The organism is Stenotrophomonas sp. pho (genome assembly GCF_006228405.1).
Taxonomy (GTDB): Bacteria; Pseudomonadota; Gammaproteobacteria; order Xanthomonadales; family Xanthomonadaceae; genus Stenotrophomonas; species Stenotrophomonas sepilia.
The window spans coordinates 4383467-4407552 of sequence record NZ_CP029759.1 but is presented as its reverse complement, the minus strand read 5'-3'; the positions used below and the strand labels follow the sequence as shown (position 1 = coordinate 4407552).

The window sequence follows — 24086 nt, the reverse complement described above, 5'->3', positions numbered from 1 at the left end:
GTGGACCTGATGACCTGGCTGCCGGTGGCGTGGTTCGCGGTGATCGGCTTCGGCGTGCTGATGTACGTGGTGCTGGACGGCTTCGTGCTTGGCATCGGCATCCTCGCCCCCTTCGCCGAGGACGAGGAGCAGCTGGACCTGATGATGAACACCGCCGCGCCGATCTGGGACGGCAACGAGACCTGGCTGGTGCTGGGTGGTGCCGGCCTGCTGGCGGCCTTCCCCAGGGCCTATGCGGTGCTGTTGTCGGCGCTGTACCTGCCGGTGCTGGTGCTGGTGGTGGCGCTGGTGTTCCGTGGCGTGGCCTTTGAATTCCGCTTCAAGGCACATCGGTCACGCCGGCTGTGGAGCGTGGCCTTCGGCCTCGGTTCGCTGCTGGCGACGTTCGCCCAGGGCGTGATCCTGGGCACCCTGGTGCAGGGCATCCCGCTGGTGGACGGTGTCTATCAGGGCGGGCCGTTCGCCTGGTTCAGCCCGTTCGCGATGCTGACCGGTGCCGCGCTGGTGGCCGGCTATGCGCTGCTGGGCAGCACCTGGCTGATCCTGAAGACCGAAGGGCGCGTGCAGGCGCTGGCGCGGCAGATGACCCGGCCGCTGGTGGTGGCGGTGATCGCGGCGATGGGCCTGGTCAGCAGCTGGCTGCCGTTCCTCGATTCGCGGTTGATGGCGCGCTGGTTCAGCGACGGCAACTTCTGGTGGCTGTCGCCGGTGCCGCTGCTGACCCTGGCGGTAGCCGCTGCGCTGTGGCGCAGTGCCACCCACCCGCGCCGTGACCTGCCGCCGTTCCTGCTCAGCCTGGCCCTGTTCGTACTTGGCTTCCTCGGCCTGGTGCTGGGGATGTGGCCCTACCTGCTGCCACCGTCGATGACCCTGTGGCAGGCCGCCGCGCCGGCCTCCTCGCTGGGCTTCACCCTGGTCGGGCTGGTCATTCTGCTGCCGGTCATCCTCGGCTACACGGCGTGGTCGTACCGGGTGTTCCGCGGCAAGGTGCACGCCGATACCGGTTACCACTGATCGATTGAAGCGGGGGCCGCCGGTGCCGGCTCCCGTGTTGGGGAATGTGAAACCTGCACACCCCGTGCAGGACGTGCTAGCGTGCGCTCCTTTCCGGCAGCCAGGGGGGCAGCCGGCGACGTCCTGGACGGACGCACGGCTGCAGGACTGGGGGCCGCCGCGCGTCGCCGTAATGGCTCGTGCCTATCGTTCTCCCGTTGAAGCACCTTCGCTAAATGATCGAATTCTCCATCGTCGACTGGGCTGCCTGGGCGCCCGGCCTGAGCGAGCGTAGCCAGTGGCTGGGCTGGGCCGATGCGCCGTATCCGCCGGTTGGCGAAGACACGCCGGCGCTGGCCGAGATCCCGGCAATGCAGCGCCGCCGCATCGAGCGGCTGGGCCGGATGGCGATCCAGGCTGCCTGCTGGTGCGAGGATGGGCAGGGGGCGGACAACCAGGTCCCGCTGGTGTTCGCCAGCCGCCACGGCGACGTGGCCCGTTCGATGGAGCTGCTGGGGGCGCTGGCCAGTGATCAGCCCTTGTCACCGACGGGGTTCGGCCTGTCGGTGCACAACGCGATCGCGGCGTTGTACTCGATCGCGCGCGGCCACCGTGGCAACTACCTGGCGCTGGCTTCCGGCCAGGCCACGGTCGAAACCGCCTGCCTGGAAGCGGCCGGTCTGCTCGCCGATGGCGCCCGCGAAGTTCGGGTCGTGGTGTATGAGTCGCGCCTTCCCGAGATTTACGCGACGTTCGCCGACGAACCCGACCCGTTCTTTGCCTGGTGTTGGCGTTTGACGGCGCCGATGCCGGGCCAGCCGACCCTCTCCCTGCAGTGGGAGGCGGCGCCGGAGGCCCCTGCCACCGCCCGGGCGCGCTGCCGCACGCGCTGGACCTGCACCGGTTCCTGTTGTCCGGCGCGCCGGCACTGGAACACGTGGCCCACGGCCAGCGCTGGCACTGGGCGCGCCGTGGCTGAGGCGCTGCGCCGCCTCGATCATGCCTGGCGGGTGCTCGGCACCGGCCTGAGCTTTGCCGCATTCGGCATGGGTGGCCTGCTGCTGGGCGTGCTGGTGATGCCGGTGCTGCTGCTGATGCGCGACCCGGTGGTCCGTCGCCGCCGGGCGCGCCGGGTGGTTCAGGTTGCCTTTGCCAGCCATCTGCGCCTGATGCGCGCGCTGGGGGTGATGACCTACCAGATCGAGGGCGGTGAACGCCTGCAGCGCGACGGTTTGCTGGTGCTGGCCAATCACCCGACCCTGATCGACGTGGTCTGCCTGATCTCGCTGCTGCCCAACGCCGATTGCGTGGTGAAACGGGCCGTGGCCTGCAACCCGTTCATGCGCGGTCCGGTGCGGGCGGCCGGCTACATCTCCAATGACGATGGCGCTGGCCTGGTCGATGACTGCGTGGCGGCGGTGCACGCCGGCGGCACCCTGGTGATCTTCCCCGAAGGCACCCGCAGCGTGCCGGGCCAGCCGCCGCGGCTGCAGCGCGGGGCCGCCAACATCGCCGTCCGTGGCCGGCTGGACATCACCCCGGTGCGGATCACCTGCACCCCGCCCACGTTGACCAAGGGACAGAAGTGGTATCGTGTCCCCTCACGTCGCTTTCACGTTCGGCTGCAGATCGGCGAAGATATCCCGATCGCGCCCTTCCTGGCCGATGACGACTCGCCAAGGGGGGATGCCTTGGCAGCCCGCCGCGTCACCGAGCACCTTTCTCGTTATTTCGACCTGTCTGGAGATCCGCCCCGTGCAAGCACTTGAGCACGAGATCAAGGAATTGATCATTTCCTCCCTTTCGCTGGAGGACATCACGCCGGAGGACATCGATCCGACCGCGCCGCTGTTCGTCGAGGGCCTCGGCCTGGATTCGATCGACGCGCTGGAGCTGGGCCTGGCGCTGCAGAAGAAGTACGGTGTCAGCCTCTCGGCCGATTCGGAAGAAACCCGTCGCCATTTCTCCAGCGTGCGCGCGCTCGGCGAGTTCGTCGCCGCCCGCCAGTCGTAACGGCGCCAGGAATAGCCATGACCAAGAATGAACTGTTCGAACGCATCGTCAGCATCCTGACCGACAGCTTCGAGATTGAAACCGCCCGGATCACCCCCGAGGCCCGGCTCTACGACGACCTGGACATCGACAGCATCGATGCGGTCGACCTGATCGTGCAGCTCAAGCCACTGCTCGGCCGCAACCTGCAGCCGGAAGCGTTCAAGGCCGTGCGCACCGTGCAGGACATCGTTGATGTCGTGTATGGACTGCTGCCGGACCAGGCAGCCGCCTGACCGCAGCGCCGGCGGCTTCGCCATGGCTCGCGCACGTACCGTCGTGGTGGCAGCGATTTCGCTTGCCTACCCGCTGCTGGTGTACCTGGCGATGGGCCGCTTCGAGCCGCGCTGGCTGTCGCTGCTGCTGTTCACCCTGGCCCTGCTGCGTGCGCTGAGCACGCGCCAGCCGTTGTGGTGGGCCGCCGCCGCCGGCACCGGCCTGCTGGCGGTGCTGGCCACCGTGCTCAACCAGGCCCTGCCGCTGAAGCTGTACCCGGCGCTGGTCAATGCGGTGATGCTGGCGGTGTTCGGCACCAGCCTGCGCTTCGGGCCGCCGTTGGTGGAGCGCCTGGCACGGCTGCAGGAACCGGACCTGCCCCCGTTCGCGGTGGCCTATACCCGCCGCGTCACCCAGGTGTGGTGTGGCTTCTTCGTTCTCAACGGCAGCCTGGCCCTGCTGACCGCGCTGTACGCGTCGGACCGGGTCTGGATGCTCTACAACGGATTGTTGGCGTACGTGATGATGGGCGTGTTGTTCGCAGGTGAGTGGCTGGTGCGGCGGCGGGTGAAGGCGGCGCACGCGCATGGCTGAGTGGATTGCCCTGGACCGGCTGCTGCTGGAGGCGCGGCCGCAGCGCAGCGTCGGCCTGTGCGACGGAGACATGGTTGACCACGCCTGCTTCCGCCAGCGCGTACGGGGCTGGCGCGCCGCCTTTGCGGCGGCTGAAGGCCGGGACTGGGCCCTGTATTTCGATGACGCCGTGGCCTTCGCTGCGGCGCTGTTCGGCGCCTGGCATGCCGGCAAGCGGGTGTTCCTGGCCGCTGACAACCTGCCGGCCACGCTGCAGGCGCTGCAGCCGCAGGTGAGCGGTTTCGCGGGCGACGTACCGGCCGACTACCGCCCGCTGGCGGCGCTGGACGCCACACTGGACGACGAACTGCAGGCGCTGGACGAGCGCGCCTGCGAGCTGTGCGTGTTCACCTCCGGCAGCACCGGCCAGCCCAGTGCGATCGGCAAGCGCCTGGACCAGCTGGCGCGCGAGGTGGAAGCGCTGCAGGCCGCGTTCGGTGCGCAGCTGGATGGCGCGGAGGTGCACGGCACGGTGTCCCACCAGCACATCTACGGGCTGCTGTTCCGCGTGCTGTGGCCGCTGGCCGCCGGCCGCCTGATCCATCCGCGTCGGTTCTTCCACGAAGACCTGGTGGGTGCGCTGGCCGGTACCGACACGGTGCTGGTGGCGACGCCGGCCCATCTCAAGCGCCTGCCCGAGCAGCTCGACTGGGCCAGCCTGCATGGCCGCCTGCGCGCGGTGTTCTCCTCCGGTGGCCCGCTGCCGGAGGACGCGGCGCGACACGTGCGGCAGTGGTTGGGCGTGGCCCCGACCGAGGTCTATGGCAGCAGCGAGACCGGCGGTATCGCCTGGCGCCGCTGGGACACCGACCTGCCGCCGTGGCAGCCGCTGCCGGGTGTGCAGTGGCGGATCGACGACGGCTGCCTGGCGGTGGCCTCGGCGCATCTGGAAACCCCCGGCTGGTGGCGCACCCAGGACCGCGTGGAAGCCCTGGCCGATGGCCGTTTCCGGCTGCTGGGCCGCGCCGACCGCATCGTCAAGATCGAAGAGCGCCGCGTCTCGCTGGATGCGCTGGAACGCGCGCTGCGCGAAGACGCCGAAGTGGATGACGTGCGCGTGCTGGTGCTGCCCGGGCAGCGCGAGCAGCTGGCCGCCGTGGTGGTTCCGGCCGATCCGGCGCTGCTGGAGGGCGGCGACGCCGCGCGCCGTGCGCTGGGCCAACGCCTGGGCGCGCGTCTGGCGCATGCGCATGACGCGGTGACCCGGCCGCGCCGTTGGCGCCTGGTGCAGGCGTTGCCGATCAACGCGCAGGGCAAGGTGACCCAGGCGGCATTGGCGGCGCTGTTCCAGCCACTGATGCCGGTGCCGGTCTGGGACCGCCGCGACGCCGCCAGCGCCACGCTGCGCATGACCCTCGACCCGGCGCTGCGGCCGTTCCAGGGCCACTTCCCGCAGGCGGCGATCCTGCCCGGTGTTGCGCAGTTGGACTGGGCGATGCGTTTCGGCCGCCAGGCATTTGCGATGCCGCGCGCGTTCCTGCGCATGGACGCGGTGAAGTTCCAGCACGTGGCCCGCCCCGGCGATGAGTTGACCCTGCAGCTGGACTGGGATGCCGCACGCAACGTGTTGGCCTTCCGCTATACCTCCAGCCACGGTGTGCATGCCAGCGGCAAGGTGGTCTTCGCCGATGCGGACTGACCCGGCCGTTGCCGGTGCCGCGTTCGCGCCACTGGTGGTGATTCCCGTCTACGACCACGAGCACGCCATCGTGGCGGTGGTCGACGGTGTGCAGGCCGCTGGCCTGCCTTGCCTGTTGGTCGACGATGGTTCGCATGAGGCGTGCGCGGCGGTGCTGCGCACGCTGGCACAGCGCCAGGGCGTTGACCTGCTGCGCCTGGACGCCAACCAGGGCAAGGGTGGGGCGATGCTGGCCGGTTTTGCTGAAGCCGGCGCGCGTGGCTACAGCCACGTGCTGCAGATCGACGCAGACGGCCAGCACGATACCGCTGACCTGCCACGCTTCATCGAGGCCGCGCGTGTGCATCCCGACGCGGTGATCTGCGGCATTCCGGCCTACGACGCCAGTGTTCCCAAGGCACGCCTGTATGGCCGCTACGCCACCCACGTCTGGGTCTGGATCAACACGCTGTCGCTGCACCTGCGCGACACCATGTGCGGCTTCCGGGTGTATCCACTGCCACCGGTGCTGCGCCTGATCGGTGAAGAGACCATCGGCCGGCGCATGGATTTCGATACTGAAGTGATGGTGCGCCTGTACTGGCGCCAGCTGCCGGTCGAGCACCTGGCCACGCGCGTGACCTATCCCGCCGATGGCGTGTCGCACTTCGATGTGTGGCGCGACAACGTGCGCATCAGCCGCATGCACACCCGCCTGTTCTTCGGCATGCTCTGGCGCGCACCGCGGCTGCTGTGGCGCCGCCTGCAGGGGCAGCGCTGAGATGGCGACCGCGCAGGATGCCCCGCACTGGGCCGATATCGGCGAATCGACGTCGGTGGCCGGCGTGCTATTCCTGTGCTGGGTGCACCGCTGGTTCGGGCGCTGGCCATTCCGCCTGTGCGCGTGGCCGGTGGTGGCCTGCCATTGGCTGGGCAACCGTGTGGGGCGACAGGCCTCGATGCAGTACCTGCAGCGGCTGCAGGCATACAGCGGTGTGCTCGGCCGCGCGCCGACCCGGCGCGACAGCCTGTGCCACTTCTTCGCCTTCGCCGACACGATGCTGGACAAGATCCTCGGCCTGGGCGGGCGCTACCCGGCCAACCGTATTCACCTGCACCGCGACCTGGTGCTGCAGAAGATCGCGCGCCGCGAAGGCGGTCTGATCCTCACCGCGCACATCGGCTGCCTGGAACTGTGCCAGGTGCTGGCCGAACAGGTGCCGGGGTTCCGCATCACCGTGCTGGTGCATACGGCGCATGCGCAGCGCTTCAATCGCCTGCTGCAGCGGCTGGACCCGCTGGCGGCGGTGGAGCTGGTGCAGGTGACCGAAATGGGGCCGGCCACCGCGGTGATGCTGGCCGAGCGCGTGGCGGCCGGTGGCTTCGTCGCCATCGTCGGCGACCGCACGCCGGTGCAGGGCGGCCGCAGCGTCACCGCCGATTTCCTCGGCCATCGCGCGCCATTCCCGATCGGCGCCTATGTGCTGGCCGCGGCGCTGGGCTGCCCGGTCTACACCATGGCCTGCCTGCACCAGGGCGAGGGCTATCGCGTGGCATTTGAACAATTCGCCGAACGCATCGTGCTGCCGCGCGGCTCGCGCGACGCGGCACTTGCCGAACAGGCACAGCGCTTCGCGCGCTGGCTGGAACTCCAGGTCATCCAGTCCCCGTTGGACTGGTTCAATTTCTTCCCCTTCTGGGATCAGGCTCCGCATGACGACTGACGCCGTACCCGTGTGCCGCTTTGGCGATGCACCGTTGACCATCGAAGACGTGGTTGCCCTGGCCCAGCGCCAGTGCGAGGGCGCACTGAGCGACGCGCCGGCGTTCCGCGCACACATCCAGCGCGGTGCCGACTTCCTTGACCGCCTGCTGCGCGAGGATGGCGTGATCTACGGTGTGACCACCGGCTATGGCGATTCGTGCACGGTGAACATCCCGCCGGCACTGGTGGCTGAACTGCCGCACCACCTGTACACCTACCATGGCTGCGGCCTGGGCCGCTACCTGGACCCGGTCGAGACCCGTGCGGTGCTGGCCGCGCGCCTGGCATCGCTGGTGCGCGGCATGTCCGGTGTCAGCGTGCCGCTGCTGGAAGGCCTGGCCACGCTGCTGCAGCACGATGTGCTGCCGATGATCCCGGCCGAAGGCTCGGTCGGTGCCAGCGGCGACCTGACCCCGCTGTCGTACGTGGCTGCGGTGCTGTGTGGCGAGCGCGAGGTGCTGCACGATGGCCGCGTGCAGCCGGCGGCCGAGGTGCTGGCGAAGATCGGCATGACCCCGCTGAAGCTGCGGCCGAAGGAAGGCCTGGCGATCATGAACGGCACAGCGGTGATGACCGGCCTGGCCTGCCTGGCCTGGCAGCGCGCCGACTACCTGGCGCGCATGGCCACGCGCCTGACCGCGTTCAACGTGCTGGCCAGCGACGGCAACGCGCACCACTTCGACGAAACCCTGTTCGCGGCCAAGCCGCATCCGGGCCAGGGCCGCATCGCCGCGCGTCTGCGCAGCGACCTGCACAGCGAGCGTCCGCCGCGCAATGAACAGCGCCTGCAGGACCGCTACTCGCTGCGCTGCGCGCCGCACGTGATCGGCGTGCTGGAGGACAGCCTGCCGTTCCTGCGCCAGCTGATCGAAACCGAACTGAACAGCGCCAACGACAATCCGCTGATCGATGCCGATGGCGAGCGCATCCTGCATGGCGGCCACTTCTACGGCGGCCACATCGCGCTGGCGATGGACACCCTGAAGAACACCGTAGCCAACGTGGCCGATCTGCTCGACCGCCAGTTGGCGCTGGTGGTCGATGCCCGCTACAACCATGGCCTGCCGGCCAACCTGTCGGCGGCCACGGGCCCGCGCGCGGCCATCAACCACGGCCTGAAGGCGCTGCAGATCAGCGTGTCGGCCTGGACGGCCGAAGCGCTGAAGCAGACCCTGCCGGCCAGCGTGTTTTCGCGCTCCACCGAGTGCCACAACCAGGACAAGGTCAGCATGGGCACCATCGCCGCGCGCGACTGCCTGCGCGTGATCGAGCTGACCGAGCAAGTGGTGGCCGCGATGCTGATCGCCGCCCGCCAGGGCCTGGCGCTGCGCGAACGGGTTGGCCTGAACGCGCAGCTGCATGGCAGTCTGGCCGACATGTACGCCGACCTGGGGCAGCGCATCGCCCTGGTTGAAGAAGACCGCGCGCTGGATCGCGAACTGCGGGAACTGCTGGTGGAGATCCGCGCGCAACGTTGGGAGCTGTATGCCGGTGAATGAGGCCATCGAACGGGTCGGCGAGATTGCGCTGACCCCCGCCTTCCATGACTGCGATCCGATGAACGTGGTCTGGCATGGCAACTACTTCAAGTACTTCGAGATCGCGCGCTGCGCGCTGCTCGGGCGCTATGACTACGACTACCCGCAGATGCTCGAATCGGGCTACCTGTGGCCGGTGGTCGATGCCCGGGTGAAGTACGTGCGCCCGCTGCTGTTCAACCAGGCCTTGCGCGTGATTGCGCGCATCGTGGAATGGGAGAACCGGCTGAAGATCGAGTACGAAATCGTCGATGCGCAGAGCGGCCAGGTGCTGACCCGCGCGATGACCATCCAGGTCGCGGTGGACGCGGCCAGCAAGGAAATGCTGTACCAGTGCCCGCCGGTACTGTGGGAACGCCTGGGAGTGCCTGCGCCGTGAACATGCTTGCCCGTCTTTCCAGCGTGCTGCTGTGCGCGCTGATGTTCATTGCCGCACCGCAGGTGCAGGCCGCCGACCGCGCCATCGATGCGATCACCCAGGCGGTGGCGCGGCCGGACGTGCTGCGTGGCCAGTTCAGCCAGGAAAAGCAGGTCAGCGGCTTCAAGAACCCGCTGCGCTCGCAGGGCCGGTTCGTGGTCGCGCGCCAGCATGGCGTGATCTGGACCACGCTCAAGCCGTTCCCCTCCGAAGTGGTGGTCACAGCCGACCGCATCCTCAGCCGCCAGCGCGATGGCAGCACCCGTGTCGAGCTCGATGCACGGCAGCAGCCGGCGATGCGTTCGGTGAACGCGATCATGTTCGCGCTGATGAGTGGCGACGTGCAGGCGCTGTCCGGCCAGTTCAACGTGGCGGCCAGCCGTGAAGGGCAGGGCTGGCGGCTGCGACTGACGCCGAAGTCGGCGATGCTGGCCAAGGCGTTCCAGTCGCTGACCCTGCAAGGTGACCGCTACGTGCGCCAGGTCGAGATCGTCGAGGCCAACAAGGACCGCACGCAGATCCAGTTCAGTGCACTGAGCGAAGCGCCGGCCACGCTCACCGCCGACGAGGCACGCCGCTTTGAGTGAGGGGCAGCATCGAACGGGCCGGACCGGTTGCGGCGCTGGTGGCACTGGCTGGGCATCGCCTGGCTGGTGCTCCTGCTGGTGTTGGGTGCGCAGCAATGGCGCCTGTGGAGCCAGCAGTCGCGGATCGACACCGACATCCTCGCCCTGCTGCCGCAGGACGCGCATGACCGCCTGTTGAGTGACGTCACCCGGCGCATCGCCGACGGCAGCTCGCGCCAGGTGGTGGTGCTGCTGGGCAGCAAGGATGGCGCCGCCGCCAAGCGCGCACAGGCGGCGTTCGCTGCGGCGATGGCGGCGGATGCCGACAGCGCGTTGCTGGTGCCCAGTGGTTCGATCGAAGGCTGGTTCGACGAGGCGCGCGCGTTCTACGCGCCGTACCGCGACCGCCTGCTGACCCCGGCCCAGCGCGAGCAGCTGCAGGGCAGCGAGCCGGGCGCGTTGGCCGAGCAGGCGTTGGCTGCGCTGTACGGTCCGATGGGCGCACCGCGCCTGACCGATTGGCGGCAAGACCCGCTCTCGCTGTGGCCGCAATGGTGGCAGCAGCAGGCGCAGGGGTCGGGGTTGCGGCTGGGCGATGATGGCCTGCTCGAAGCCGAGGGCAGGCATTGGGCCGTACTGCAGTTCGATACGCCGGGGTCGGCGTTCCAGCTTGACGGCGAGCGCCATCTCGACGGCCTGCTGGAACGTGCCGGGCTGGCCGCCAGGGCGGCGGCGCCCGAGCTGGAAATCCTGCATGCGGGTGTGCCGCTGCACGCCGAAGCGGCGGCGGTGCAGGCCAACCAGGAGATCAACACGATCGGCTGGGGCTCGCTGGCCGCAGTGCTGCTGCTGGTGTGGCTGGCGTTCCGTTCGCTGCGGCCGATCCTGCTGGTCGCCGCGTCGTTGCTGATCGGCTGCGGCGTGGCGCTGGCGGTGACCGTACTGGTGTTCGGCAAGGTGCACGTGCTCACCCTGGTGTTCGGCGCGTCGCTGGTGGGCGTGGCCGAGGACTACGGCATCCATTGGTTCGCTTCGCGCCAGGCCGAACCGGCTGATCGTCGCTGGAAGCTGCTGCGGCACCTGTTGCCCGGCCTGTGGCTGGCCCTGCTGACCAGCGCGCTGGCCTACCTGGCACTGGGCCTGGCCCCGTTCCCGGCCTGCGCCAGATGGCATTGTTCTCGGTGGTCGGCCTGGCCGCCGCCTTCCTTACGGTGATTTTCTGGTTCCCGTGGCTGGATGGCGGTGAGATCCGCCAGACCCGTTTCTCGCAGTGGCTGGGCAACACGCTGGAGCGCTTCCCGCGGTTGCATGGCCGCCGGCCGGTGACGGTGTTCGTGGTGATCACGCTGGCGCTGTCTGCCATCGGCATTGCCCGCCTGAACAGCAACGACGACCTGCGCAGCCTGCAGTCCTCGCCGCCGGCGTTGATGGCCCAGCAGATCCGCCTGAGCCAGCTGCTGGGCATGCCCAGCCCGGCGCAGTTCTACCTGGTGCAGGGCAGTGACGCCGCACAGCTGCTGCAGCGCGAAGAAGCGCTGACCGAACGCCTGCGTGTACTGGCCAACGACAAGCGCATTGGTGGCTACCGTGCGATCAGCGACTGGCTGCCGTCGCCAGCGCGCCAGCAGGCCGATGCCGCGCTGACCGCCAAGGTGGAACCGGGCGTGCTGGACGCGGTGTCCGAGGCGGTCGGCGAACCGCTGCCGCGCCCGGATTTCGCCGCTACGCCGCTGACCGCGGAGGCGTTCCTGGCCTCGCCGGCCTCGCAGCCGTTCCGCCACCTGTGGGTGGGCGAGGTCGGCGGGCAGATGATCAGCGTGGTGATGGTCGATGACCTGTCGCGCGCCGATGCGCTGGCCACCCTGCGCGGGGCGGCCGAAGGCCTGCCGGGTGTGCGCTGGGTGGACCGCACCGCCGACTTCTCGCAGCTGCTGGGCCACTACCGCAAGCTGATGGGCGGGCTGCTGCTGGTCGGCATCGTGCTGGTGTTCGGCGCGCTGTGGCTGCGCTACCGCCGCCAGGCCTGGCGCGTGTTCGCGCCGACCCTGATTGCCGGCGCATTGACCTTGGGCCTGCTGGGCCTGTTCGGCCAGCCGCTGCAGCTGTTCAACGTGCTGGCACTGATGCTGCTGCTGGGCATGGGCATCGACTACGGCATTTTCCTGATCGAGCACCGCGGCGACGCCAGTGCATGGCTGGCCGTGTGCGTGGGCGCGGCCAGCACCTGGCTGTCGTTCGGCCTGCTGGGCCTGTCGCAGACCCCAGCGTTGCGCGCGTTCGGCCTGACCCTGCTGTTCGGCATCGGCCTGGTCTGGCTGATCTCGCCGCTGTTCCGTCCGCCGCCGCACGATCTGCCGCCGGCCTGAACCTGTTTCCGACTTCCTTCTTTCCACTTGATCGAGCAACAAGGACGCACCGATGAACACTGCTGTGGATGCTGTCGAACGTACTGAAATCCTGATCATCGGCGCGGGCCCGGCCGGTGCGGTGGCTGCGGCGATGCTGCGCCAGCAGGGCCGCCAGGTGCTGATGCTGGAACGCCAGCAGTTCCCACGCTTCTCCATCGGCGAAAGCCTGCTGCCGCAGAGCATGGAGTACATCGAGGCGGCCGGCCTGCTGCAGGATGTGGTCGAGGCGGGCTTCCAGTACAAGAACGGTGCCGCCTTCGTGCACGGCGAAGCGCGCACTGCATTCGACTTCAGGAAGAAGTTCTCGCCGGGTTGGGGCACCACCTACCAGGTGCAGCGCGCCGACTTCGACAACGTGCTGGCACGCGGTGCCGAGCGCATGGGCACCACGCTGCGCTTCGGCGACGAAGTGCTTGCGGTCGAGCCGGGCGAGCAACCGGCGGTGACGGTGCGCCGCCCGGACGGCAGTGAATACCGCATCGAGGCCGATTTCATCCTCGATGCCTCCGGTTTCGCGCGGCTGCTACCGAGGTTGCTGCAGCTGGAGTCGCCGTCCAACTTCCCGGTGCGCGGCGCGATCTTCTGCCACGTGCGCGACAACATTCCGGCCGAAGCGGACTTCGACCGCAACAAGATCCTGATCACCACCCACCCGAGCACATCGACGTCTGGTACTGGACGATTCCGTTCTCCAACGGCTGCTGTTCGCTGGGCGTGGTCGCCGAGCCGTCGTTCTTCGAGCGCTACGAGGGTGACGACCTGCAGAAGCTGCAGGCCATCGTTGGCGAGGACCCCAACCTGACCCGCCTGCTGGCCAACGCCGAATGGGCGGTGCTGCCGGTGCGCCGCATCACCGGCTATTCGGCCAACGTCAGTTCGCTGTGGGGGCCCGGTTACGCGTTGCTGGGCAACGCCGGCGAGTTCCTCGATCCGGTGTTCTCCTCCGGCGTGACCATTGCCTTCAAGTCCGCGCAGCTGGCCAGTGAATGCCTCAAGCGCCGCTATGCCGGCCAGGCCGTGGACTGGGAGGCTGAGTTCTCGATCCCGCTGCGTGCCGGCGTGAAGACCTTCCGGCGCTTCGTCGAAAGCTGGTACGAGGGCGGTTTCCAGAAGATCATCTACCACCCGCAACAGCAGCCCGAAGTGCGCGACATGATCAGCTCCATCCTGGCCGGCTACGCCTGGGACACCAACAACCCTTACGTGGCCGACGACAGCGGCCGCCGCATGCGCGTGCTGGAGCAGCTGTGCGGCGCGTGATTGCCCGTACTGCGGTGCTGCTGCTGTGCCTGCTGCTGGCCGCCTGTGCCGGCCGCATGCCGAAACCGCAGGTGGAACTGCCGCCGCTGCGCCTGGCGCCGGCCAGCCTGCCGGCGCCGCTGGCGCTGCAGCAGCAGCTGCATTTCCGCTTCGGCACGCATGAGCGCGATCTCGACGCGCTGCTGGAAGCCGACGCCCAGCAGGTGCAGCTGGCCGTGCAGGCGATGGGCCAGACCGGCGTGCGCCTGCAATGGGACGGCCAGCAGCTGACCCAGCAGCGCGCGCCATGGCTGCCACCGCAGGTGCGCGCCGAGCGCGTGCTGGATGACCTGCAGTTCGCGCTGTGGCCGACTGCGGCCATTGCCGCCGTGCTGCCGGCGGGCTGGCAGGTCAGTGATGATGGCCATCAGCGCAGCCTGTCGCGTGAGGGCACCGTGTGGCTGCACCTGCAGCGGCTGGACGATGGCAGCGTGCAGCTGGACAACCGCGCCGAAGGCTATGCGCTGCGCATCGAATCGATCGACATGGCCGGGCCGGACCGATGAGCGCACCGATCTACCTGAACGACCTGGGTGTGGTCTGTGCACTCGGCGCTGGCCGCGCCGCCGTGACGTCGGCACTGTTCGCCGACGCGCCGGGCGGGCTCAGCGACAACGACAGCCTGTTGCCGGGGCGCACCCTGGCGCTGGGGGAAGTACGCACGCCGCTGCCGGCGCTGGATGACCTGCCGGTGGCCCTGCGCGGGCGCAACAATGCCCTGCTGGACGTGGCATTGGCTCAGATCGCGCCGGCAGTGGCTGCGGCGATCGCCCGCTACGGTGCCGAGCGCGTAGCGGTGGTGCTGGGCACCAGCACCTCGGGCATTGGTGAATCCGAGCAGGCATTGCGCAGCCACGCCGAACAGGGCCAGTGGCCGCAGGGCTTTGATTACGCCCAGCAGGAAATGGGCACCGCCGCGCAGTTCGTGCGCCAGCGCAGTGGCGCACAGGGGCCGGCATGGACCCTGTCCACTGCCTGCTCGTCCAGTGCCAAGGCGCTGATGTCGGCCGCACGCATGCTGCGCGCCGGCATCGTCGATGCGGTGATCGCCGGTGGCGCCGATTCGCTGTGCCGCTTCACCGTGGCCGGCTTCAGCGCGCTGGAATCGGTCTCGGCCCAACGTTGCAATCCGTTCTCGCAGCATCGTACTGGTATCAACATCGGCGAAGGCGCCGCGCTGTTCCTGCTCACCCGCGAACCCGGCCCGGTATGCCTGGCGGGGTGGGGCGAGTCGGCCGACGCCCACCACATGTCCGCCCCGGACCCGCAGGGCCTGGGCGCCATCGACGCCCTGCAGCAGGCGCTGCAGCGTGCTGGCTGGGCCGCCGGCGAAGTGGACTATGTGAACCTGCATGGGACCGCGACCGGCCACAACGATGCGATGGAAAGCCTGGCCGTGTCGCAGGTGCTGGGCAGCCACGTGCCGGCCAGTTCGACCAAGCCGTTGACCGGCCATACGCTGGGTGCCTCGGGTGCCATCGAGGCGGCGCTGTGCTGGATCGTGCTGGCCGAGAACCCGCAGCAGCTGCTGCCGCCGCACTGGTGGGACGGCGTGGCCGACCCGGCACTGCCGGTGCTGCCGCTGGTCGCACCGGGCACGCGCCTTGCGCAGCCGCCACGGCGGGTGCTGAGCAATTCGTTCGCCTTCGGCGGCAGCAATGCCGTGCTGGCACTGGAGCGTCGATGAACACGCTGTACGCGATCGAAGACGTGGTGCCGCACCGCCAGGACATGTGCCTGCTGGAGCGCATCACGCAGTGGGACCAGGACGCCATCGAGGCCGAACTGGTGGTGCCCGAGGCCGGCCTGTTCGTCGAGGATGACCAGGTGCCGGCATGGGTCGGCATCGAGTACATGGCGCAGGCCATCGCGGCCTGGGCCGGTTGCCGAGCGCGTGCGGCCGGCAGGCCACCGCAGCTGGGCTTCCTGCTCGGCAGCCGCCGCTACAGCAGCGCGCGCAGCAGCTTCCCCAGCGGTTCGCGGCTGCGCGTACAGGCGCGCTGCGAGTTGTTGGGTGACAATGGATTGGGGATGTTCGCCTGCCGCATCCTGGCAGGCGAGGAAGAATGGGCGACAGCCAACGTGTCGGTGTTCGAACCGGCCGACGCGATGGCCTATCTGGAGAGTGGACAGGCATGACAGGGAATCGAAGCGTGCTGGTGACCGGCGCCAGCCGGGGCATCGGCCGGGCCATCGCGCTGCGCATCGCGCGCGATGGCTTCGACGTGGTGGTGCATTGCCGCAGCCGCGTGGATGAAGCACAGGCGGTGGTCGCCGAGATCCAGGCACTGGGCCAGCAGGCCCGCGTGCTGGTGTTCGACGTGGCCGACCGCGCGTCTGCGCGGGCCGCTCTGGAGGCCGATGTCGAAGCGCACGGCGCTTACTACGGCGTGGTCTGCAATGCCGGCATCGCCCGCGATGGCGCCTTCCCGGCGCTGTCAGCGGACGATTGGGACCAGGTCATCCACACCAACCTGGATGGCTTCTACAACGTGCTGCATCCGCTGATCATGCCGATGGTGCGGCGGCGCAAGCCGGGCCGCATCGTCACCCTGTCGTCGGTCTCCGGACTGGCCGGCAACCGCGGCAGGTCAACTACAGTGCCGCCAAGGCCGGCATCATCGGCGCCACCAAGGCCCTGGCGCTGGAACTGGCCAGCCGCCAGATCACCGTCAACTGCGTGGCCCCGGGCCTGATCGAGACCGAAATGCTCAACGACGAAGTGGTTGAACACGCGCTCAAGCTGATTCCCGCCGGCCGCGTTGGCCGCCCGGACGAAGTGGCGGCTACCGTGGCGTTCCTGCTGTCCGAACCGGCCGGCTACATCACCCGCCAGGTGATCTCGGTGAACGGAGGCATGCTCTGATGGCCGCCGATCGTCGCGTGGTGGTTACCGGCGCCGCTGCCATCAGTCCACTCGGCCACGACTGGCCGACCATCGAAGCGCACCTGCGCAGCTGCCGCAACGCGGTGCGTGCGATGCCCGAGTGGGATGTCTATTCCGGGCTGAACACCAAGCTGGCCGCGCCGGCGCAGGACTTCGAGCTGCCGCCGAACTACAACCGCAAGACCACCCGCTCGATGGGCAAGGTCGCGATCATGTCGGTGCGCGCCACCGAGGTGGCGCTGCGCGAGGCCGGCCTGAATGAGCATCCGGTGCTGCGCAGTGGCCGTACCGGCGTGGCCTATGGCTCCTCGTCCGGCAGCCACGAGGCCACCGGCGAATTCGGGCGCATGCTCAACGAATTCACCACCGATGGCATCAGCGCCACGACCTATCTGAAGATGATGAGCCACACCGCGCCGGTCAACATCGGCGTGTTCTTCGGCCTGTGCGGGCGCGTGTACACCACCTCCAGCGCCTGCACGTCAGGCAGCCAGGGTGTGGGCGCGGCCTATGAAGCCATCCGCAGCGGCAAGCAGACGGTGATGGTGGCCGGCGGTGCCGAGCAGCTCGATGCCACCGCTGCAGCGGTGTTCGACACGCTGTTCGCCACCAGCGTGCGCAACGACGCGCCGCAGACCACGCCTCGCCCGTTCGATGCCGGCCGCGATGGCCTGGTGCTGGGCGAGGGCGCCTGCACGCTGATCCTGGAAGACCTGGAACACGCGCAGGCGCGCGGCGCCACCATCCTTGCCGAGGTGGTCGGCTACGGCACCAACAGCGATGGCCAGCACGTCACCCAGCCCAGCGCCGACACCATGGCCCAGGCCATGCGCCTGGCATTGGAGGACGCCGGCCTGGACGCGGCGCAGATCGACTACGTCAACGCCCATGGCACCGCCACCGACCACGGCGACATCGCCGAGACCCAGGCCACCGCACAGGTGTTCGGCAGCCGCGTGCCGATCAGCTCGCTGAAGAGCTACGTCGGCCACATGCTGGGTGCCTGTGGCGCGTTCGAGGCCTGGGTGAGCATCCAGATGATGCGTGCCGGCTGGTTCGCGCCCACCCTGAACCTGGCCGCGGTCGACCCGCGCTGTGGCCAGCTCGACTTCATCACCGGGCAGGGCCGCGAACTGCAGGCCGAGTACGTGATGAGCAACAACTTCGCCTTCGGCGGCATCAACACCTCGCTGGTGTTCCGCCGCTGGAGCGAGTGATCCACTGCGCCAACACACCGTTCCCGTTACCCCGCGCCCTCGACAAGGAGATGTTCCGATGCGCCGCACTCTCATGATCGCCACGGCTACCGCGCTGCTGGCCCTGACTTCCACCGCTTCCGCCCGCGACACGCGTGTCGAACAGTCCCTGCAGGAACTGGTCAATTCGCAGGCCGCCAAGGACGCCGGCATCGACGGCAGCGTGCGTTTCTATCTGGCCGGCCAGCCGGTCAGCGTGCAGCAGCGCCTGGGCGAAGACGTGACCAACAAGAAGACCAACGCCGCCAACAAGAGCGATGCCGAGGCCTGCCGCTGGGTTGCGCTGTCGGCACTGCGCGCGCTGCAGGACGGTGCCAAGTCGCGCGGCGCCAACGCCGTGGTCGACATCGTCAGCTATTACAAGAAGAACGAGTTCAAGAGCAGCACCAACTACGAGTGCTACGCCGGTGCCATCCTCGCGGGTGTCGCGCTGAAGGGCACCTACGCCAAGGTCAAGTAAGCGCCCGTGTGGCGGCGGCGCAGCCTGAACGTCGCCGCCACATTGCTGAACCCCACAGGCGAAACGCCGCCGATCGCGCCGCCATCGTCGGCTGACGGCTTTCCCCGGTGTCGGCTTTCCGACACAATCATGGCTCTTCCCGGGTTATCGTCCCGCGGACATGCACGCCTACGTCTATAAAAGCCAACTCAAGCCGGACACCTACGTCTACGTTCCCCGACGCGATGATTTCAGCGCGCTGCCCGCGCCGCTGCTCACCTCGCTGGGGACGCTCGCCTTCGTCCTGGAGGTGGCCCTGGATGCCCAGCGCCGCCTGGCGCAGGCTGACCCGGAAAAGGTCCGCAGCGAAATGAGCGAGCGCGGGTTCTACCTGCAGGTGCCGCCGTCGGTGGCCAGCCTGATGCCGCGCCACTATGACTGACGCCTCCCGTCCGCGCATTCTGTCAATTGCCCTCGCCGCGGGCGCGGTGCTGGCGCTGGGCGCCGCCGTGGGCGGCGTTCCGGGTGCGGTCCTTGCCGCACTGGCGCAGCCCGCGTTCGCGTTGGCGATATCGTGGTGGCGCCGCAGCCGCGCGCTGCTGCCGCTGAAGGTGGTCGCACGCCAGGACCTGCCGGCGCTGCTGGCATTGTGGGCAGCCGCCCCGCTGTTGCTGGCGCTGCTGCTGGCCTGGCCGCTCGCAGCGCTGCGTGACAGCGGCAGCCTGGCGGCAGTGCTTGGCCTGAGCGTACTGGTCAGTGCCGGCCTGCTGGCGGCCTGGCGCACCTGGCCATTGTGGAACGATGTCGAACGCCTGGATGGCAGCCTGGCCCAGCACTGGCAGGCGCTGGCGGGGCGCGACCTGACTGCTTGGCGTGGCCTCGGCGTGGCCGCGCTGGTCATTGCGCTGGCCGCGCTGGTGGTGCTGCCGGCCTGGCCGGGCCTGTTGCCGGAAAGCGCGCGCTGGCCCGCCGCGCTGGCGGTCGTACTGCTGTCGCCGGTGCTGCACCTGCTGCTGCAGCGGGTCGCGCCTGCGCCGCTGGTGTCCTTGCGCTCCAGCCCGTTGGTGGCGTCCAGCGCTGAACCCGAACCGATGTTCGCAGCGGCGGCCGACGTCCTGCCGCTGGAGGCGATGGCGCCGCAGGAACTGACACCGGCGCTGTATGAAGCCGCCCGCCAGGGCCGCATCGACCGGGGCCTGCAGCTGCTGCAGGCCGGTGCCGATCCGTATGCGCTGCCGGACCCGAACTGGCGTGACCAGCGCAGCCTGGCGGTGCTGGCCGCGGTGCTGCCGGACCTGCGCCTGCTACGCGAACTGATTGCCCGCGGCGTCGATGTGAATGCGCCGCACCGGGGCATGACCCCCCTGCTGGCGGCGACCCGCGACAGCTGGCATGGCCGCCCCGAAGCGGTGATGACCCTGCTCGCCAACGGCGCCGACTCGCGTGCCACCGACAGTGATGGCAACACCCCGCTGCACCATGCCGCACGCAGTTCCGACCCGGGCGTGGCCGCGCTGCTGCGCGATGCCGCTGCCGAAGTCGATGCGCTGAACCGTGATGGCTGGTCGCCGCTGGCGGTGGCCTGCCAGGTGGGCAACTGGCGTCTGGCCCGCTTCCTGCTCGAACGCGGTGCACGCTGCGAACCGGCCGATGGCACCCCGGTGCTGCTGGCCGCCGCCGCCACCGAGGATGACGATCCGGCGGGCGTGCAGCTGCTGCTCAAGCACAAGGCACGGGCCGACGCCCGCGATCGCCAGCGCCGCAGTGCGTTGCATGAGGCGGCCCTGGCCGGCCATGTCGAGATCATCGGCGTGCTGCTCGGCGCGGGCGCCAATCTGGAGGCGCGCGATGCACTGGGGCGTACGCCGTGGCTGGAAGCGGCCCGTGCCGGTCGCGCCGCCGTGATCGAGCACCTGCTGCCGCACAAGCCGGACCTGGTCGCGGTGGACGGCGAAGGCCGCAATGCGGTGCAGCTGGCGGCGATGGCCGAGGATGTCTCGCCGCTGCTGATCAAGCGCCTGGTCGAACTGGGCATCGCGGCCGATGCCACCGATCCGGTCGGCCGCCGTGCGGTGGACTACGCCGCCGAGGCCGGCCGCTGGGCGATCGTAGCCCTGCTGGACCCGTCCTATCCGTTGCCGGCCGCGGTCAGTGATGGCCTGGCCGATCGTGGCGAAGCAGCCAGTGCCAGCGGCCTGCTGCCGGACCGTCCGCCGCTGACCCTGCTGCGCGAGGCTCTGGGCTTCGGCAACACCGACGGCATGGCGGCGCTGGCCAGGCTGTGCCAACCGGAGGAACTGGGCGGGCTGCTGCTCGATCCGGAGTTGGCGCTGGAACCGCGTGCGGTGGACTGGCTGCTGGGCCACGGCGCCGATCCCTATGTGCGTGATGCCTGCTCCGACACGCCGATGTTCGCGCTGTTGTCGCGCGGCATCGATGCGGTGCCGGCGTTGCAGGTGATGCTGCAGCGTGGCCTGTCGCCGGCCGGCCGCGGTGGCCTGGCGCGCTTCCTTGCTGCCTGCGCACAGCACGACCAGGCCGCGCGTGGCCTGGAACAGCTGGCACTGGAACTGCTTGAGCGTGGCGCCGATCCGTTCGCCGCCTCGCCGGCGGGCGATCCGCCGCTGTCGCTGGCGGTGCGCCTGGGGTGGCTGCGGCTGCAGCAGGCCCTGCTCAAGGCCGGCGTTGATCGCGAAGCACGCGACAGCCACGGCATGACCGCACTGCACCTGGCCACCGCATTGGCCCGCGAAGGCGCGCTTAAGCTGCTGGTGCAGCATGGTGCCTCGCCGGAAGCACGTGCCGCCGACGGCCAGACACCGCTGGGCGTGGCGCTGTCGATCGGTCGCCGCGATCTGGCCGACTGGCTCGATTGGCGGGTGTGGCCGTTGCCGCGCCGCACCCTGCGCGAGGACGATCTGCCGGCCGCCGCAATGGCCGGTGACGTCGATGCAGTGCGCCGCCTGATCGATCTGGGCTTCGCCGTCGACGCCGTCGACGCACAGGGCTGCACCGCGCTGCTGCGTGCTGCCGGTGGCGGCCACCTGGCGGTAACCGACCTGCTGCTGGCGCGCGGCGCCGATCCGCAGCACGCGGCGGCCAGTGGCGCGACGCCGCTGTCGGCGGCGGTCAGCATGCGCCAGGTGGACATCGTTTCGGCCCTGCTCGACGCTGGCGCCAAGCTGGAACACCGCCTGCCGGGTGGCGTGACGGTGCTGATGCTGGCCTCCGCGCTGGGCCTTCCGGACATCGTCGCGCGCCTGCTCACGGCGGGTGCCGACGTGCATGCCGGTGACGCGCAGCAGCTGGGTCCGCTGCACTGTGCCGCGCTGTACGGTTTCAGTGCCCGCGACCGCTCGCGCCTGCTGGCGCTGCTCGACACCCTGCTGCTGGCCGGTGCTGAACCGGACCAGGCCGCCGCTGGTTCTGTCACGCCGCTGCTGCTGCTGCTGGGCGCGCGCGCCGAGCCGGGTACCGCCTGCGACGAGCAGGTGGTGATGGCCGCAGTGGAGCGCCTGCTGGACGAGGACGTAAGCCTGGATGTACGCGACCCGCGTGGCTTCGGCCCGCTGCATCTGGCCGCGCTGCATGGCCTGCCGCTGCTGGTGCAGCGCCTGCTGCGCGCCGGCGCCGATCCTGAAGCGCGCGACAGCCTCAACCGCAGCCCGCGCGAGATCGCGGTGATGCGTGGCTTCATCGACGTGGCCGGCGAGTTCGAGCCGCGCGTGCCGGGCGTTTCCTCGATGGCGCGGTTCCTGCGCGACAACGGCTGATCGGGACCCGGTAGATCCACGCCATGCGTGGATGATCGTGCCCGGAAGCCAAAGCATCCACGCATGGCGTGGATCTACTGCCGGAATCCGCAACCTCAATCTGTGGTGGGTGCCGACCGTTGGTCGGCACGCCTATTTGTCGTCCCTTTCCGCGTCGGCCTCGAACAGGTGCATCAGGTCGTTGCGCGCATCACGCGAGGTCTGGATCACCGCGGCCTCGTCGTCGTACACCAGGTACTGGTCACGCAGCAGCTGCTCATCATGCTCACGGAAGCGCTGCACATGGCGTTCGGCCACGTCTGGTGCCACGCCCAGCGCCGTCAGCACGCGCCCGCTCATCTCCAGGCTGGTGCCGAACACTTCGCGGAACGGCTCGGCCGACATGTCCATCAGGCGCCACGCATGCTGGCGGTTGCGCGCTCGCGCCAGCACCTTCGCGTCCGGGTACAGCCGGCGCACCATGCGCACCGCGCGCAGGTTGGTCTCCGGGTCGTCCACGGTGATGACGAACACATCGATGTGCTCGCCACCCGCTGCACGCAGCATCTCCGGGCGGGTCGGGTCGCCGTAGTACAGCTGGTTGCCGAAGCGGCGCAGGTCGGCCACCGTGTCCGGGTTCGCCTCCAGCGCCACGAACGGCACCTTCTGTGCGGTCAGCAGGCGTGCGATCACCTGGCCGAAGCGGCCCATGCCGGCGATCAGCACCTTGGGCCGGTTGTCCGGTGCCACCTTGTCGGCCTCGGCGGTCCCGCGCGGTGGAGCCTTCTCCTGGCCGAGCAGCTTGAGCAGCGCGATCATCAGCAGTGGCGTGATCGCCATCGACAGGCCGACGATCGCCACCAGCCGATCGTGATTGGCGTTGCCCAGCAGGTGCGCGCGCTGCGCTTCGTTGAACACCACGAAGGCGAACTCGCCCCCCAGCCACAGCACGCTGCCCAGCAGCAGCGACTGCCGCGGACTGAGCTTTGCAATACGGCCAATCACATACAGCAGGCTGAACTTGACCACCAGCAGGATCGCCACGCCGGCCGCGATCAGCCACGGCTCTGCGGCGATGCGGTCGAGATCGATGCCCATGCCCACCGCGATGAAGAACAGCCCCAGCAGCAGGCCCTTGAACGGCTCGATCTGCGCTTCCAGTTCGTGCCGGAACTCCGAATCGGACAGCAGCACCCCGGCCAGGAACGCGCCCAGGCTGGGGCTGAGGCCCGCTTCCTGCATGAACCAGGCAGTGCCCAGCACCACCAGCAGGGCGGTGGCGGTGAACACTTCCGGGCTGCGGGTGCGCGCGATGATGCTGAACACCTTGCGCAGCACCGGTCGCCCGCACAGGATCACCACGGCCAGCGCGCCGAGGGCCACGGCGGCGTCTTCCCAGCGCAGGGTCTCGTTCTTCGCCCCGCCCAGCAGCGGGATGGCCGCCAGCAGCGGGATCGCGATCAGGTCCTGGAACAGCAGGATGGCAAAACCCAGCCGGCCATGGTCGCTGTTGATCGCCTTGTGCTCGGACAGCAGCTGCAGGCCTACCGCGGTGGATGACAGCGCCAGCGCAACACCGACCACCAGCGCGCTCTTCCACTGGAAGTGGTCGAGCAGCAGCAGGCCGCCCAGCACCAGCCCGGACATCGCCACCTGCGCCGCGCCCGCGCCGAACACCGAGCGCCGCATCACCTTCAGGCGTGCCGGCGACAGCTCCAGGCCGATCACGAACAGCAGCATCACCACGCCGATCTCGGCCGCGCCGAGGATGCGGTCGGCGTCCTGCACGAAGCCCAGCCCGTCCGGGCCCAGCACCACGCCGGCCGCCAAGTAGCCCAGCACCGCGCCGAAGCCGAACTTCTTGAACACCGGCACGGCAATGACCGCCGCCAGCAGCAGCACCAGGGCCAGTTCCAGACCGCCGCTATGCATGGGAATACCTGGTCATCGGGGAAGCCCGCAGTGCGTCCGTTCGGGTGGGGAAAGCGTGGCGAGCGCCACCCGGCCATTATGCGCGCCGGTTGGTGTATGCACGAGAACAACCGGCCGGCAGGCGCCCGGCGCAGGGATGCCGGGTTGACCTGCATGGCCCGCGGGTCCAGACTGCCCGCCGCTGGCGGCGCACCGCCGGCACGCGCATTCCGGAGTCCCCAACCCATGTCCAGCGACAGTAGAAGTCGACCTCGTTCGACGCCAGCGATGGCCACCGCCTGACATCGGGACGGTTTGCCTGCGTTGGCGTTGCG

At 69.3% G+C, this 24086-nt stretch carries 19 protein-coding genes and 4 pseudogenes; 22 read left to right on the top strand and 1 reads right to left on the bottom strand.

Annotated elements, in window-relative coordinates:
• The 22 genes and pseudogenes from cydB (at position 1) to DL544_RS20470 (ending at position 21861) form a co-directional block, all read left to right on the top strand.
• Entirely contained in the window at positions 1–1014 is a 1014-nt protein-coding gene (gene cydB, locus DL544_RS20575) for a cytochrome d ubiquinol oxidase subunit II (protein ID WP_065177835.1), read from the top strand.
• Positions 1015–1229: 215 nt separating this feature from the next.
• A pseudogene (locus tag DL544_RS22670) lies at positions 1230–1972 on the top strand (beta-ketoacyl synthase chain length factor).
• Positions 1965–2762, top strand: coding sequence for a lysophospholipid acyltransferase family protein (locus DL544_RS22665; protein ID WP_005420313.1), 798 nt, complete (start codon positions 1965–1967; stop codon positions 2760–2762). The pseudogene DL544_RS22670 and the gene DL544_RS22665 overlap by 8 nt, the downstream one beginning before the upstream one ends.
• Positions 2749–3006, top strand: coding sequence for a phosphopantetheine-binding protein (locus tag DL544_RS20560; RefSeq protein ID WP_005411610.1), 258 nt, complete (start codon positions 2749–2751; stop codon positions 3004–3006). The genes DL544_RS22665 and DL544_RS20560 overlap by 14 nt, the downstream gene beginning before the upstream one ends.
• A gap of 17 nt (positions 3007–3023) precedes the next feature.
• A complete protein-coding gene (locus tag DL544_RS20555; protein ID WP_005420312.1) occupies positions 3024–3281 on the top strand; it encodes an acyl carrier protein in 258 nt (85 codons plus the stop codon).
• Positions 3282–3303: 22 nt separating this feature from the next.
• The gene (locus DL544_RS20550) at positions 3304–3855 is read left to right on the top strand and encodes a COG4648 family protein (protein ID WP_032954654.1); all 552 of its coding nucleotides are present in this window, start codon (positions 3304–3306) and stop codon (positions 3853–3855) included.
• A complete protein-coding gene (locus DL544_RS20545) occupies positions 3848–5533 on the top strand; it encodes an ApeI family dehydratase (protein ID WP_065177837.1) in 1686 nt (561 codons plus the stop codon). Before DL544_RS20550 ends, DL544_RS20545 begins: the two co-directional genes overlap by 8 nt.
• Positions 5523–6293, top strand: coding sequence for a glycosyltransferase family 2 protein (locus DL544_RS20540; RefSeq protein ID WP_065196793.1), 771 nt, complete (start codon positions 5523–5525; stop codon positions 6291–6293). The genes DL544_RS20545 and DL544_RS20540 overlap by 11 nt, the downstream gene beginning before the upstream one ends.
• 1 nt (position 6294) lies before the next feature.
• Positions 6295–7236, top strand: coding sequence for an LpxL/LpxP family acyltransferase (locus tag DL544_RS20535; protein WP_065177839.1), 942 nt, complete (start codon positions 6295–6297; stop codon positions 7234–7236).
• Entirely contained in the window at positions 7226–8776 is a 1551-nt protein-coding gene (locus tag DL544_RS20530; RefSeq protein WP_139727997.1) for an HAL/PAL/TAL family ammonia-lyase, read from the top strand. Before DL544_RS20535 ends, DL544_RS20530 begins: the two co-directional genes overlap by 11 nt.
• Complete coding sequence (locus DL544_RS20525) at positions 8763–9194, top strand: acyl-CoA thioesterase (protein ID WP_014038931.1); 432 nt, start codon at positions 8763–8765, stop codon at positions 9192–9194. The genes DL544_RS20530 and DL544_RS20525 overlap by 14 nt, the downstream gene beginning before the upstream one ends.
• A 2-nt stretch (positions 9195–9196) precedes the next feature.
• On the top strand, positions 9197–9820 hold the full coding sequence (locus tag DL544_RS20520) for a LolA family protein (protein ID WP_176556948.1): 624 nt from the start codon (positions 9197–9199) through the stop codon (positions 9818–9820).
• Positions 9821–9847: 27 nt separating this feature from the next.
• Positions 9848–12165 (top strand): annotated as a pseudogene (locus DL544_RS22660) (MMPL family transporter).
• A 52-nt stretch (positions 12166–12217) separates the two neighbouring features.
• Positions 12218–13467 (top strand): annotated as a pseudogene (locus tag DL544_RS22655) (NAD(P)/FAD-dependent oxidoreductase).
• Positions 13455–14012, top strand: a complete 558-nt coding sequence (locus tag DL544_RS20505; protein WP_005420289.1) for a DUF3261 domain-containing protein — start codon at positions 13455–13457, stop codon at positions 14010–14012. Before DL544_RS22655 ends, DL544_RS20505 begins: the two are co-directional and overlap by 13 nt.
• A complete protein-coding gene (locus tag DL544_RS20500; protein ID WP_139727993.1) occupies positions 14009–15193 on the top strand; it encodes a beta-ketoacyl-[acyl-carrier-protein] synthase family protein in 1185 nt (394 codons plus the stop codon). Before DL544_RS20505 ends, DL544_RS20500 begins: the two co-directional genes overlap by 4 nt.
• Positions 15190–15645 carry a hotdog family protein gene (locus DL544_RS20495; RefSeq protein WP_005420287.1) on the top strand — a complete coding sequence of 152 codons (456 nt, stop codon included), beginning with the start codon at positions 15190–15192 and terminating at the stop codon, positions 15643–15645. Before DL544_RS20500 ends, DL544_RS20495 begins: the two co-directional genes overlap by 4 nt.
• A pseudogene (locus DL544_RS20490) lies at positions 15642–16372 on the top strand (3-ketoacyl-ACP reductase FabG2). Before DL544_RS20495 ends, DL544_RS20490 begins: the two are co-directional and overlap by 4 nt.
• The gene (locus tag DL544_RS20485; RefSeq protein WP_139727991.1) at positions 16372–17610 is read left to right on the top strand and encodes a beta-ketoacyl-ACP synthase; all 1239 of its coding nucleotides are present in this window, start codon (positions 16372–16374) and stop codon (positions 17608–17610) included. Before DL544_RS20490 ends, DL544_RS20485 begins: the two are co-directional and overlap by 1 nt.
• Positions 17611–17668: 58 nt before the next feature.
• On the top strand, positions 17669–18109 hold the full coding sequence (locus tag DL544_RS20480; RefSeq protein ID WP_005420284.1) for a hypothetical protein: 441 nt from the start codon (positions 17669–17671) through the stop codon (positions 18107–18109).
• A 160-nt stretch (positions 18110–18269) separates the two neighbouring features.
• Positions 18270–18530, top strand: a complete 261-nt coding sequence (locus tag DL544_RS20475) for a YcgL domain-containing protein (RefSeq protein WP_014648833.1) — start codon at positions 18270–18272, stop codon at positions 18528–18530.
• The gene (locus DL544_RS20470) at positions 18523–21861 is read left to right on the top strand and encodes an ankyrin repeat domain-containing protein (RefSeq protein ID WP_139727989.1); all 3339 of its coding nucleotides are present in this window, start codon (positions 18523–18525) and stop codon (positions 21859–21861) included. The genes DL544_RS20475 and DL544_RS20470 overlap by 8 nt, the downstream gene beginning before the upstream one ends.
• Before the next feature lie 132 nt (positions 21862–21993).
• On the opposite strand, the gene DL544_RS20465 is transcribed toward DL544_RS20470, so the two are convergent.
• The gene (locus DL544_RS20465) at positions 21994–23772 is read right to left on the bottom strand and encodes a monovalent cation:proton antiporter-2 (CPA2) family protein (RefSeq protein ID WP_065177846.1); all 1779 of its coding nucleotides are present in this window, start codon (positions 23770–23772) and stop codon (positions 21994–21996) included.
• Positions 23773–24086: the final 314 nt, after the last annotated feature.

Coding starts and splice junctions, on each gene's coding strand:
- DL544_RS20475 (WP_014648833.1), top strand. CDS start 18,270: ATGCACGCCTACGTCTATAAAAGCCAACTCAAGCCGGACACCTACGTC.
- DL544_RS20495 (WP_005420287.1), top strand. CDS start 15,190: ATGAACACGCTGTACGCGATCGAAGACGTGGTGCCGCACCGCCAGGAC.
- DL544_RS20485 (WP_139727991.1), top strand. CDS start 16,372: ATGGCCGCCGATCGTCGCGTGGTGGTTACCGGCGCCGCTGCCATCAGT.
- DL544_RS20500 (WP_139727993.1), top strand. CDS start 14,009: ATGAGCGCACCGATCTACCTGAACGACCTGGGTGTGGTCTGTGCACTC.
- DL544_RS20465 (WP_065177846.1), bottom strand. CDS start 23,772: ATGCATAGCGGCGGTCTGGAACTGGCCCTGGTGCTGCTGCTGGCGGCG.
- DL544_RS20550 (WP_032954654.1), top strand. CDS start 3,304: ATGGCTCGCGCACGTACCGTCGTGGTGGCAGCGATTTCGCTTGCCTAC.
- DL544_RS20480 (WP_005420284.1), top strand. CDS start 17,669: ATGCGCCGCACTCTCATGATCGCCACGGCTACCGCGCTGCTGGCCCTG.
- DL544_RS20530 (WP_139727997.1), top strand. CDS start 7,226: ATGACGACTGACGCCGTACCCGTGTGCCGCTTTGGCGATGCACCGTTG.
- DL544_RS20555 (WP_005420312.1), top strand. CDS start 3,024: ATGACCAAGAATGAACTGTTCGAACGCATCGTCAGCATCCTGACCGAC.
- DL544_RS20470 (WP_139727989.1), top strand. CDS start 18,523: ATGACTGACGCCTCCCGTCCGCGCATTCTGTCAATTGCCCTCGCCGCG.
- DL544_RS20520 (WP_176556948.1), top strand. CDS start 9,197: ATGCTTGCCCGTCTTTCCAGCGTGCTGCTGTGCGCGCTGATGTTCATT.
- DL544_RS20545 (WP_065177837.1), top strand. CDS start 3,848: ATGGCTGAGTGGATTGCCCTGGACCGGCTGCTGCTGGAGGCGCGGCCG.
- DL544_RS20525 (WP_014038931.1), top strand. CDS start 8,763: ATGCCGGTGAATGAGGCCATCGAACGGGTCGGCGAGATTGCGCTGACC.
- DL544_RS20535 (WP_065177839.1), top strand. CDS start 6,295: ATGGCGACCGCGCAGGATGCCCCGCACTGGGCCGATATCGGCGAATCG.
- DL544_RS20540 (WP_065196793.1), top strand. CDS start 5,523: ATGCGGACTGACCCGGCCGTTGCCGGTGCCGCGTTCGCGCCACTGGTG.